General features: G+C 37.7%; 13 protein-coding genes. 11 read left to right on the forward strand and 2 right to left on the reverse strand.

Going from position 1 to position 11,228, the window contains the following annotated elements; all coding sequences use genetic code 11:
- Positions 1-81: 81 nt before the first annotated feature.
- The 9 genes from FVQ77_00450 to FVQ77_00490 all read left to right on the forward strand — a co-directional run bounded on the left by FVQ77_00450 (position 82) and on the right by FVQ77_00490 (position 7,135).
- Positions 82-1,269, forward strand: a complete 1,188-nt coding sequence (locus tag FVQ77_00450) for an NADH:ubiquinone reductase (Na(+)-transporting) subunit B (protein MBW8048816.1) — start codon at positions 82-84, stop codon at positions 1,267-1,269.
- Positions 1,256-2,065 carry an NADH:ubiquinone reductase (Na(+)-transporting) subunit C gene (gene nqrC, locus FVQ77_00455; GenBank protein MBW8048817.1) on the forward strand — a complete coding sequence of 270 codons (810 nt, stop codon included), beginning with the start codon at positions 1,256-1,258 and terminating at the stop codon, positions 2,063-2,065. The genes FVQ77_00450 and nqrC overlap by 14 nt, the downstream gene beginning before the upstream one ends.
- Positions 2,066-2,091: 26 nt before the next feature.
- The gene (locus FVQ77_00460) at positions 2,092-2,334 is read left to right on the forward strand and encodes a hypothetical protein (protein MBW8048818.1); all 243 of its coding nucleotides are present in this window, start codon (positions 2,092-2,094) and stop codon (positions 2,332-2,334) included.
- A 182-nt stretch (positions 2,335-2,516) separates the two neighbouring features.
- Complete coding sequence (locus tag FVQ77_00465; GenBank protein MBW8048819.1) at positions 2,517-3,212, forward strand: NADH:ubiquinone reductase (Na(+)-transporting) subunit D; 696 nt, start codon at positions 2,517-2,519, stop codon at positions 3,210-3,212.
- 22 nt (positions 3,213-3,234) lie between these two features.
- Entirely contained in the window at positions 3,235-3,855 is a 621-nt protein-coding gene (nqrE, locus tag FVQ77_00470) for an NADH:ubiquinone reductase (Na(+)-transporting) subunit E (protein MBW8048820.1), read from the forward strand.
- A gap of 142 nt (positions 3,856-3,997) precedes the next feature.
- A complete protein-coding gene (locus FVQ77_00475; GenBank protein ID MBW8048821.1) occupies positions 3,998-4,579 on the forward strand; it encodes a hypothetical protein in 582 nt (193 codons plus the stop codon).
- A 159-nt stretch (positions 4,580-4,738) separates the two neighbouring features.
- Positions 4,739-5,515 (forward strand): N-acetylmuramoyl-L-alanine amidase, encoded by a 777-nt coding sequence (locus FVQ77_00480; GenBank protein ID MBW8048822.1) that lies wholly within the window; start codon positions 4,739-4,741, stop codon positions 5,513-5,515.
- Positions 5,516-5,614: 99 nt separating this feature from the next.
- On the forward strand, positions 5,615-6,553 hold the full coding sequence (locus tag FVQ77_00485) for an MCE family protein (protein ID MBW8048823.1): 939 nt from the start codon (positions 5,615-5,617) through the stop codon (positions 6,551-6,553).
- Between the two features lie 39 nt (positions 6,554-6,592).
- Positions 6,593-7,135 carry a VOC family protein gene (locus FVQ77_00490; protein MBW8048824.1) on the forward strand — a complete coding sequence of 181 codons (543 nt, stop codon included), beginning with the start codon at positions 6,593-6,595 and terminating at the stop codon, positions 7,133-7,135.
- A 7-nt stretch (positions 7,136-7,142) separates the two neighbouring features.
- Here the strand turns inward: FVQ77_00490 and FVQ77_00495 are convergent, their stop codons facing one another.
- Together FVQ77_00495 and FVQ77_00500 are read right to left on the reverse strand one after the other, a co-directional pair.
- A complete protein-coding gene (locus tag FVQ77_00495; protein MBW8048825.1) occupies positions 7,143-7,448 on the reverse strand; it encodes a hypothetical protein in 306 nt (101 codons plus the stop codon).
- Between the two features lie 108 nt (positions 7,449-7,556).
- On the reverse strand, positions 7,557-8,810 hold the full coding sequence (locus FVQ77_00500) for a hypothetical protein (GenBank protein ID MBW8048826.1): 1,254 nt from the start codon (positions 8,808-8,810) through the stop codon (positions 7,557-7,559).
- Positions 8,811-9,048: 238 nt separating this feature from the next.
- On the opposite strand from FVQ77_00500, the gene FVQ77_00505 reads away from it, so the two are divergent.
- Positions 9,049-10,464, forward strand: coding sequence for a thiolase domain-containing protein (locus FVQ77_00505; GenBank protein MBW8048827.1), 1,416 nt, complete (start codon positions 9,049-9,051; stop codon positions 10,462-10,464).
- A gap of 10 nt (positions 10,465-10,474) precedes the next feature.
- On the forward strand, positions 10,475-11,068 hold the full coding sequence (locus tag FVQ77_00510) for a hypothetical protein (GenBank protein MBW8048828.1): 594 nt from the start codon (positions 10,475-10,477) through the stop codon (positions 11,066-11,068).
- Positions 11,069-11,228 lie beyond the last annotated feature (160 nt).

Consider the following 11,228-nt stretch of genomic DNA (forward strand, 5'->3'; position numbering starts at 1 on the left):
GAGGATGTTAGGCAGTATGGCTGATAATCCAGAACGGTTTCTGCCAAAGACTGCCACAGCTACTGCCACTGCTCCTATATCATGAAGGCAATTCGAAATATTTTAGATAAAATAAAGCCTCATTTTGAAAAAGGAGGTAAATACGAAAAGTTCTACTACCTTTTCGAAGCACAGGATACTTTTTTATTTGCACCCAACCATACTACAAAGGTTAAAGGTACGCAGATAAAAGATGCTATTGACATGAAGCGGATGATGGTTACCGTAATAATTGCCATGATCCCTGCCTTGATCTTTGGGATCTGGAATGTGGGCCATCAGCACTTCTTAGCATCCGGCATCTCTGCTGAATTTTTGGATAAGTTCTTATTTGGCGCCCAAAAGGTCTTACCGATTATTATTGTTTCTTATGCATCAGGGTTATTCGTAGAGGGAATTTTTGCAGTTGTTCGTAAACACCCTGTAAGTGAAGGATTCCTGGTTACAGGTTTGCTTATTCCCCTGATCATGCCGGTGACCATCCCATTATGGCAGGTTGCATTAGGAACAATCTTTGCCGTTGTCATTGGTAAAGAGGTATTCGGAGGTACAGGATTTAACATATTAAATCCAGCGCTCACTGCCCGTGCATTCGTATTTTTTTCATATCCGTCCCAGATGTCAGGCGATGTATGGACACAGCTTGGTGAGTCCACCGTAGAAGGATATTCAGGGGCAACACCTTTAGCTATTGCCGCTGATACTACGGTTGGAGAAACCGGTACTGCTGTTTTAGAACTTTTTCAAAACAACTGGCTTAGCTACACGTTTGAAAGTCTCTTTTACGGAACGATCCCAGGCTCAATCGGAGAAACTTCTACACTGATGTCCCTGATCGGAGCGTTTATCCTGATAGGTACAGGCGTTGGAAGCTGGAGAATTATTTTAAGTATGTTCGTTGGTGGTTTGGCAATGGGTTATATTTTTAATATATTTGGGGCAAATCCATTTATGCAAATCCCCCCCTATTATCACTTGGTGATGGGTGGATTTGCATTTGGAGCGGTATTTATGGCTACCGATCCCGTATCAGCAGCCCAAACAAACACCGGCAAATGGATCTATGGCTTTTTGATAGGGATATTGGCAATATTGATAAGGGTTACGAATCCTGCCTATCCTGAAGGTGTGATGCTTTCAATTTTATTAATGAATGTATTTGCACCTTTAATAGATTTTTATGTAATTGAAGCAAATAAAAAAAGGAGGTTAAAACGTGCAAAAATCTAATTTATACGTTATCGTTTTTACTGCTATTGTAACAGTAGTTTTTGGAGGACTGCTGGCGCTTGCTGCTGTTGGATTGGGCCCTGCACAGAAAAAAAACAGGGAACTTGACGCTAAAAAGAAAATCCTGGGCGCTGTGATGGAACTACAACCAACAGATGATGTGATATCTATTTATAAAAAAAGAATAAAGTCTTTGGTGGTAGATATTAACGGGAACGAAAAAGGAGAAGATATAATTGCCGAAGAGGTAAATATAGGTAAGGAGTTTAAGAAACCTCCCGAAGAAAGACTCTTCCCGGTTTTTAAGTACTACAGTGAGAATAACCCTGATAAAGTTGAAGCCTATATAATTAATGTATATGGCAACGGCCTGTGGGACAGGATATGGGCCTATTTGGCTTTGGAAAATGACCTGAATACGATTAGAGGGATTGTATTTGATCATAAAGGAGAAACTCCCGGACTGGGTGCAAGAATTACGGATAAGGAAGTACAGCAAAGATTTATCGGAAAAAAATTATACGATGACCTTTCCTCTACCTTTAATAAGACCGGGATAAAAAGGAAATTGGTTTCGGTAAAAGTCTTAAAGGGAGAAGGCCGTAAAATCCCCGAAGACAATTACCATGAAGTGGATGGACTTTCAGGAGCTACCATGACCACCAAAGGGGTGAATAAGATGATGATGAAATATCCCGGCTATTATGAAAATTATTTTAATAAAGTGCTGGAAATGCAAAAAGAACAGGAAAGAACAGAACCTGAGCCTGTTTCTGCCGATACATTGCAATTGTAGAATAAAAAGATCAATTGAGTATGTTAATGGATAAAGAAATTATAGATAAACAGATTAAAAACGAAATTGAGCTTGTAAAGATTAAATCTGCATTTGTAATAGGTTTAGTTACAGCAATAGTTTCATTTGTAATCAGATACCTTGAAAAAAATGAAAAGTTCATATTAATTTTGTTAATAGCGAGTTGTATATTTCTTTTTTTTGTATTAATATTACTTATTAATTCTTATATAAAAATAATTAATCTAACTAAAAAGTTAAAAAAATGACACCGGAAACTATTGCGATAATATTTATTTTAATAACGGGTGTAATGGTATGTACAGCTTTTGGTATAATGGCATTCGTTTCAATTAAAGACCATTTAGAAGATAGAAAAAATGGGCTGTTATGAGTTTGTATTATTATTAAATTATTTTCCCGATCCCCATACGAATTAACAAATAACATCATGAGCGCTGAAACTGAAACCATCGAACAAGCGGAAGTCCAGGAAGTCAAAGTCAAAAAGAAAGCCGAGCCCCTTTTCTCAAAAAGGAGAAAGCGGCTTGTAACTGACCCGTTGGATGAAAGCAACCCGGTCACCGTACAGGTGCTGGGCATCTGCTCTGCCCTGGCAATCACAACGCAGATGAAACCAACGATAGTGATGGCTATATCAGTGGTTGCGGTGATTGTATTTTCTAACCTGTTAATATCGCTGATCAGAAATCTGATCCCGATGCGGGTAAGAATGATCGTTGAACTGGCAGTTGTTGCCACTTTCGTGATCCTGGTTGACCAGGTATTAAAGGCTTATTTATACGATATTTCCAAAACGCTGAGCGTTTTCGTAGGATTGATCATCACAAATTGTATCGTAATGGGACGGCTGGAAGCATTTGCCATGGGTAACAAACCATGGGAGTCAATCCTGGATGGATTCGGCAGCGGTTTCGGATATGCGTGGCTCATTCTCGCTGTTGCTTTTTTCAGGGAAGTAGGTGGTTCGGGAGCCCTTTTTGGTTTTAAGATCATCCCCGAGTTTATCTATAACTTAGGATTTGTAAATAATGGTTTAATGGTGACACCGGTCGGAGCATTTATAATACTGGGTATAATAATATGGGTTCAAAGAGCGAGGAATGGATATGTGGAACAGAATTAACAACTAATAAATTACAAGTAAAATGGATCTATTAAATCTTGGAATAAAATCTATTTTCATTGAAAATATGATCTTCGCATACTTTCTGGGTATGTGTTCATACTTGGCGGTTTCAAAAACGGTTAAAACTTCTGTGGGTTTAGGTGTAGCTGTAATATTTGTGTTAACCATCACAGTGCCTGCCAACTGGCTTTTACAAGAATACGTACTCAAGGAAGGCGCTTTAAGCTGGTTATCATGGTTAAGTCCTCAGCTGGCTACAATAGATTTGAGCTTTCTTCAATTTATTATGTTTATAGCTGTGATCGCCTCCATTGTACAATTGGTAGAAATGGTAGTTGAATACTTTTTGCCAGCATTATATAATTCGTTAGGTATCTTTTTACCGCTTATTACTGTTAATTGTGCAATATTGGGTGCGGGTTTGTTTATGATCCAAAGAGACTATACATTAGCAGAAGCTACCGTATTTGGTTTTACTTCAGGTATTGGCTGGTTCCTCGCAATTGTTGCCCTGGGCGCCATAAGGGAAAAATTGAAGTATTCAAACGTACCTGACGGCTTAAAAGGTCTGGGAATTACCATGCTCATTACAGGATTAATGGGCATTGCATTTATGTCATTTATGGGGATCTCTTTATAATCATAAATTCAGCCATGGGAGACAAAACTATAGACGAATTATTTGATGATTATAAAATGGCAAGAAAGATAACGATCACCAAAGATCAATTCGTTATCAAAAAGCCTGGCATTGTAATTGTAAATCTCATAATTTTATTGATATGTTTAATTTTTTATTTATTATATCCGGTGGAACAGATAAATTACTATTGATCACCTTTTTGTTCGAATTTGTTGGTTTACAGAATGTAAACTTCGTTACAGTGAAAATTACTGATTATATCAAAGTATCACTTCCGGAAGAATTTCTCCCAATGACCTTTGATGATTTGGTAGTAAAATATCCTTCCCCCAAAAAACCTACTGCAATGTACACAAACCCAGACAGGCTTGTAGATTTTGGATTGAATGAAACCTCAAATAATTGGCCTGCTAATGATCTGGAATTATTGAAAAACCTTTATAGGTCCAGTATATTAAACCTTTACGATACAGTTTTTTTTATACAGCAGGTTGTACAAAAGATCAATAAAAGGGAATTTATTGTTCTTGAATTTGTGTCAGGATCAGAAGGGATAAGTATAAGAGGTAAACTTGCACCGCTCATAGGTACATATTCTTATATTCAGTACACTGTGTATAACGATAAAATTTTGGTTTTTAATTTTAGCTGCCCTGCATTTTTTAAAAAAGAATGGGAGCAATCGGCAAAAATGATCATGAATTCGATAAAGATAAAATAAGTACCCATTTTTAAAAACCGAATTGAAGTAGAAAATAACATAACTTTGAAAATGGTTAAAAAAAATACCAATAAAAAAGCGCATAGAGTATTGCCCCGCCAGTTGGCGGGGAAAGAGGGTTTGAGCGAGGGGGATATCATGCGTCATGCACCATACACCATGCGCTTTATTCTCATATCATTCCTTGCGTCAATTTTCGTGCTGACTTCGTTCACTAAGCTGGAATTAAGAGATTATAGACTAAAAACGATTGTGATTGATGCAGGTCACGGGGGAAAAGACCCCGGTTGTAAAGGCCAAAAATCCCTTGAAGCCAATATTGCATTAAGTGTTGCACTGGAGCTGGGAAAAATTATTAGCGAAAATTTGCCTGACGTAAATATCCTCTATACCCGGGATAGTGACAAATTTATTGAACTGCATGACAGGGCACGTTTGGCAAATAAAAATAATGCTCATCTGTTCATCTCAATTCATTGCAATGCAGGACCTTCCTCCATATATGGCACTGAAACTTATACAATGGGATTACATACTTCTGAAAAAAATCTGGAAGTTGCTCAAAGGGAAAATTCGGTAATTCTTAAGGAAGAAAATTACCTGAAAAAATATGATGGATTTGACCCCAACTCACCTACAGCCTATATTTTATTTGCAAATTTTCAAAACGCTTATCTTAAAAATTCTCTTAGTTTTGCCCAGAAAGTAGAAACACAATTTGAAACACTGGTCGGTAGAAAAAGCAGGGGAGTATTGCAGGCCGGATTCCTGGTATTATGGAAAACCACAATGCCAAGTGTATTAATAGAAATCGGGTATCTGACCAATAGTGATGAGGAGAATTTTTTAGGTAAGCCTATGGGACAAAATTATATAGCCTCAGGAATTTATAATGCGCTGAAAGAATATAAAGAAGAATTGGAATCAATGAATTAATAGAATGTGTTCAAGTGTTCATCTGTGTAATCTTTTAAAATCTGTGCCTGCGCACCGAAGTTCCGCATTTTGCGGCACACAGGTGTGTAATCTGTGTTCATGAAAATCTCCAAAGAATCAAAAATTGCAATCCTGGTAGTTGTCGCTTTTACGATGTTATACCTTGGTTTTAATTATCTCAAGGGAGTTGATTTTTTTACCCTAACCAAATATTACCATGTTGTGTATGAGGATATTGACGGCTTGACTGTGTCTAACCCGGTAATATTGAATGGCCTGGCAGTAGGGAGGGTATCTGAAATAGAGATCCTGCAAAAGAGAGACAATAAAATCATGGTAACCATAACTGTTGAGGATGAAATTCTGGTGGGTGATTCAACGAGGGCAATTTTGATCAACAGCGACTTGTTTGGCGGCAAAGCAATTAAGCTAAATGTAGGCAAAAATCAACACATTTTTGATACCGGAGACACACTTATCGCTGATAGTGAGCAGAGTATTACCGCTCTGCTGGAAAAAACAGCCAGGCCTGTTTTAGCCAATCTGGATGAAACTATTGTTAAAATGAATTTAATGTTTGGTGAAGAAACCGATAGAAGTATAAAAGCAATACTTGCAAATTTCGAAACTTCCTCAAAAGAATTGAAGGACCTGATCAGGAAGAATAAAAGTAAAGTTGACAATATGGTTTCAGATTTTGAGTCCATTGCAGCTTCACTGAAAAGTACTGAAAAAAAAATGGCTGTTCTGCTGGATAACCTTAATACTATCAGTGATGATTTAAAAAATGCAGAGATTGCCAGCACTATAAACCATGCAAACAACCTGATCAAAGAAATGCAGGGGATCATGGCAAAGATCAATAAGGGAGAAGGGTCGATAGGGTTGCTGGTACATGACGATTCATTCTATAAAAATTTAAACAGTGTAGCCGAAGACCTGGACAAACTGATAGTTGATCTGAAAAAACGGCCAAAGCGATACGTGCACATTTCCGTTTTTGGTGGGGGTCGGAAGAAGATTGAGAAAGATTCATGATGTGAGAATATATAATAATAATTAGGAAATAATGTAAATATGAAAAACGCATCACTATTAACATTAATTATTTTGGCTCTAGCTTGTAACGAAACACCCGAAGATCAGACTATAGAAAAGAGTAGCCAATCTCAAACAATAACAAATAACCAAACAAACAATCAAATGAAAAAAGTAACAGGGATCGGAGGCGTTTTTTTTAAATGCAAAGACCCTGAAAAAATAAAAGAATGGTATCAAAAAAATTTAGGCCTGAAGACAAATGAGTACGGTTCTTTATTTGAGTTTAGAAGTACAGATCAGCCGGAAAGAAAAGGTTATTTGCAGTGGAGCCCTTTTTCAGAAAAGACCACCTATTTTGAACCTTCCCAAAAGGAATTTATGATCAATTACCGTGTTGAGAATCTGGAGAAACTGCTTGAGGAATTAAAGAAAGAAGGCGTGCAAATAGTTGGAGAATTAGAATCTTATGAATACGGTAAATTTGCCCATATCCTTGACCCGGAAGGCAATAAAATAGAACTATGGGAACCTGTTGACAGCGTTTTTACAGAAATGTATGAGGGGAAAACAACACATTAAAAAACTTTTAAAAAATCAAAATTGCCATCAATGAACAGATAAAACCTAAAACGATACCAAAAAGCCATCGCATTTCAGTCTTAAAGCTCCTGAATTCTTCTTTAGTTACCATGTTCTCTCTAATGTCAGGTAACTCAATCTCTCTAATATGAGACAAATCATTATCCAAATGAGCAATATGATTAAACTGAGTTTTTAAAATGAGCGGGATAGCATTTTTTTCCGATAACTTCCCTTCATTTTTAATCTCTTCCACCGCACTTTTGGAAGCGTTTTCTAAAAAACTTTGTAATATTTCGTCTTCTACACTCATTATTTATTTTTTATGATTAGTTCCAGGTCTCTTTTAAAATCTGTGTAATCTGTGTTTATAATACAAAGATACGACTTTTTCTATAACTAAACAATGTTTTTCATCTTTTTAGTTCCTGTGCGATATGACATAATTATAACGATCAACAGATTTATTTAGTTTTTTTTGCCCGAGATTTATCGTAATAATCCCAAAAGTAAATACTCCACTGCTAATTATCAAAACAGGAACTGCCGCTGCCGGTTTTAAAAAAGGTGCTTCAGTTTCAGGGTCAAGGAAAATAGCAATTTCAATAGCACTATAGAAAATCATTAAATAACCTGTGTACGCAATTGTTAGACCAGCTACATGCATTTTTTTTGACTCTTTGAAAAGTTGTGTTGCTTCCTGATCATTAATGGAACTAATAATTTTATCAAAACTTTTCCATCCCTGAATATTCACATTACCATACTTATAAAGCGGTGTCATACTTCTATTTTCAGCATCTATATACGCACCAAAAGGTAAAAGCCAAATTGGAAACTTGAAAGTACAAAAATAATAATTAAAAAAACTTTTATCTCTTTTAACCATTACAAGCTGGTTAGGTTTTTCCTTTAAAGTATTTTTTTCCTGGCTTAAAGCTGCTGATTTTAATGTATCTATACTATGCTGAATGGAAGGTTTTAGAGTATCCCGGGCTTCAACATTTTTCTCTTTATACCACTGGTTATATTCATTTACAATTATTTCTATATCCCATGTTTTATACGCATTATTCAATATCCTGGAAGAAAGTTCCTCATAATCACTAAAATATTCACTTGCATTGTAGTTAAATTTTTTAATTTTCCTCCCCCATGAATCAGTATTGATCATATTTTCATTCCCCTTTTGTAAAAGTGATGCTGAGTACTTACTTCTATACCTTTGACCTGTTTTTTTATCATAGGCGATATAAGGTTTGTCATTAGGAAGATACCATTCATAAAATTTTACATACCCATTTTCAAGTCTTAATAAAAATGTAGCACTAGCCGGCCAGTTTTTGGTTTCGTAATTTTCAAGGTATCGTACTTTTTTCCATCGGATTTTTGGCCTTTGATTATATCGTTCTATAGTATCAAGCGTTGTATATTCAGCTTCAAATGAATATCCAATCAGTTCAAATGGCTTATAAACTCTTTTATTGTTTAAACTGTCATAAAATCTTACCTTCATTTGATTTATTATCTCATTACCTATCTTGATTATTCCTTTTAACGTATCACCAGAACGGGTAATTACAAACCCTTTGCGCTTCGAGCCGGTATATTGACAAAAAGCAATCTGGCTGGAAATAAACATTATTGAGCAAGTTATTACTACAAATCTTTTCATTTACATTACTCATTAAGTTGCATGAAGATTAAATTCAATTGTATCATATTGTACAACGGGAATTTTAACCATTCTGCAATTAATTCTCTTTTTCTGAATATTGATGACGCCAATACTCACAAAGATAAAAATTTAATTTCAAATAATCTCCATTTCAAATATTTTTATTTACTTTGCAGCCATATTGAAAATATAAGATAAACGAATAACAATTTTTAAATAAATAATATCAGAGCCAATGATCACATTTAGCGAGAAACAGTTAAAGATACCCCAGATGAGCCGCCCGGTGTATCTTGTTACCGGGGGTATGTCGAAATTTGCCCGTGCAATACCAGAAAAGCGTTCGGAAGAATTGTGTATTGACGCCTTAACAGAAGCAGCAGAATTTGCAGGTATGACTCCGGCTGAGTTAAAACGATTCATCCATTCATGTTATTACGGATATTTTGCAGATCATTTTGGCGATCAACTATTAGGTGAAGCAGTTATTCATGACCGGTTAGGGTTGGATCCGCTTGGAAATGTGGGGATAAAGACTGGTGGAGCAACAGGTGGCTCTGCTATGTGGGAAGCATTTAAGGCAGTGGCTTCGGGATATTCAGATTGCGTTCTCGCAATGGGATGGGAGCGTATGGATGAGGTACCCACCGATGAAGGTAACAACTACATTGCCTGCGCTGCCGATAAGGACTGGGAGACCCCGCTGGGACATATCTATACCGGCTATTATGCGGTGATGGCACAAAAATACTGGCAGGTGTTCGGAAAAGAAGAAGATTCATTCCGTAATACCATGGCAGAAATTGCAGTTAAAAACAGGGGATATGCAAGGATGAATCCCCATGCCCAGGGCCCGATGAAGATCACAGTTGAAGATGTATTGAACTCCCCTGTAGTCGCTTACCCCCTCCGTGCGCTCGACTGCTGCCTGATGAGCGTAGGCGCTGCTTGTGCCATTCTTTGTGATGAAAAAACCGCATACGAAATTACTGATGATCCACTATTAATTTATGTAGGTGCTGGAACTCATACGCTGCGTGTCGCAGATAGAAGAAACATGGCAATTCCGCTTCTTCCCAACGAAGCGCCGGATTTATATAAAGATCTTGAGGAGAGGTTCCCCGGTGGTGGCCGTTATCCGGGATTTACCGGCTTTCTTGCAGCACGTATGGCTGCCCATTATGCTTATGGAATGGCGGGAGTTAAGGATCCAACTGAAGATTTTGACCTCGTTGAACTTCATGATGCTTTTACGATCAGTGATATTCAATCGTATGAAGATCTTGGCATACGGCCTTATGGCGAGGGCCGTACTTATGTAGAGTCGGGCGATTGTTACCATACTAATCCACATACCGGGCAACCCGGGAAATTACCGGCAAATTTATGCGGTGGACTCATCGGATGTATGCATGCCGTTGGCGCCACGGGGATCATGCAGACCGTTGAAATTGGCCATCACATCTGGGGGCGTTGGGCAGAGATGCACGGTGACGAGAAAAAATGGGAAAAATTCGGACGGCAAAAGCCGGACGATTGGACAGACCTGCAGGTAAAGGATGCAAAAAGGGGACTGGCTATCAGTCATGCCGGGGTGGGTTCTCATGTAACAGCCACAGCAATAATTCATCCGGATCATCAATTAAAATAATAAAATTAATATGAACTCCAAAGAAGAAAGAGGAACAGTTAAAGTTGTAAATGGAAGATATAAACCCACGGGGCATTTCCATTTTACATATCCCAATTCACCAATATTCGATGAAGGGGGAAAACTTGTGGGTGTAACTAACCCGCGCGATTTAACCCATATTCACACCTATGGCGGGGAAGCATTGTTCTTTGAATCCCTCTGTAAAGGAAAGTTGCTGGCAACCCAGTGCAATAACCCCGATTGTGAGTGTAAAGGCACGGTTCATATCCCTTTTAGAATTCACTGCCCCGACTGCCTCGGAAAAAATACGGTAAAGGACATTACCGACATTGCAAAAAAGGGTTCTACGGTGCATACCTTCATGATCACAGAGAGAACAGGCGCTTTCAACACGCTGCCGAAACCAATACGCTTTGTAAATGTAGAATTTGAAGGTGTTGAAACCATACTGATGGGTTATCTCTCGGTGGGTGAACCAACGATAGGCATGAAAGTGGTGCCTATATTTAAAACAGAAAATCCCACTTTTACTATCCTCGATCTCTCATGGGTTCCGGAAGGCACCAGGGAATCTGAATTGCCAAAAGGCTTTAGCTATTAAAAGCGCATGGAGCATAATGAAAGAACTTATCTTCGCAAATTAATCCCGAGTACTCGGGATGAAATCTCGATATATTGAAGTGCAATTAAGAAGTTAGTTGCTGGTTACTGGGTACTGGTTGCTGGGTAAAGGTAGTGATTACTGTCAGAAAGAATTACCA

The sequence above is a fragment of the Cytophagales bacterium genome, from assembly GCA_019456305.1.
GTDB lineage: Bacteria > Bacteroidota > Bacteroidia > Cytophagales > VRUD01 > VRUD01.

Bases quoted from the DNA above. Each gene is read 5' to 3' on its own strand.
- FVQ77_00450 (MBW8048816.1), top strand. From the start codon at position 82: ATGAAGGCAATTCGAAATATTTTAGATAAAATAAAGCCTCATTTTGAA.
- FVQ77_00460 (MBW8048818.1), top strand. From the start codon at position 2,092: ATGGATAAAGAAATTATAGATAAACAGATTAAAAACGAAATTGAGCTT.
- FVQ77_00465 (MBW8048819.1), top strand. From the start codon at position 2,517: ATGAGCGCTGAAACTGAAACCATCGAACAAGCGGAAGTCCAGGAAGTC.
- nqrE (MBW8048820.1), top strand. From the start codon at position 3,235: ATGGATCTATTAAATCTTGGAATAAAATCTATTTTCATTGAAAATATG.
- FVQ77_00475 (MBW8048821.1), top strand. From the start codon at position 3,998: ATGTTTAATTTTTTATTTATTATATCCGGTGGAACAGATAAATTACTA.
- FVQ77_00480 (MBW8048822.1), top strand. From the start codon at position 4,739: ATGCGCTTTATTCTCATATCATTCCTTGCGTCAATTTTCGTGCTGACT.
- FVQ77_00485 (MBW8048823.1), top strand. From the start codon at position 5,615: ATGAAAATCTCCAAAGAATCAAAAATTGCAATCCTGGTAGTTGTCGCT.
- FVQ77_00490 (MBW8048824.1), top strand. From the start codon at position 6,593: ATGAAAAACGCATCACTATTAACATTAATTATTTTGGCTCTAGCTTGT.
- FVQ77_00495 (MBW8048825.1), bottom strand. From the start codon at position 7,448: ATGAGTGTAGAAGACGAAATATTACAAAGTTTTTTAGAAAACGCTTCC.
- FVQ77_00500 (MBW8048826.1), bottom strand. From the start codon at position 8,810: ATGAAAAGATTTGTAGTAATAACTTGCTCAATAATGTTTATTTCCAGC.
- FVQ77_00505 (MBW8048827.1), top strand. From the start codon at position 9,049: ATGATCACATTTAGCGAGAAACAGTTAAAGATACCCCAGATGAGCCGC.
- FVQ77_00510 (MBW8048828.1), top strand. From the start codon at position 10,475: ATGAACTCCAAAGAAGAAAGAGGAACAGTTAAAGTTGTAAATGGAAGA.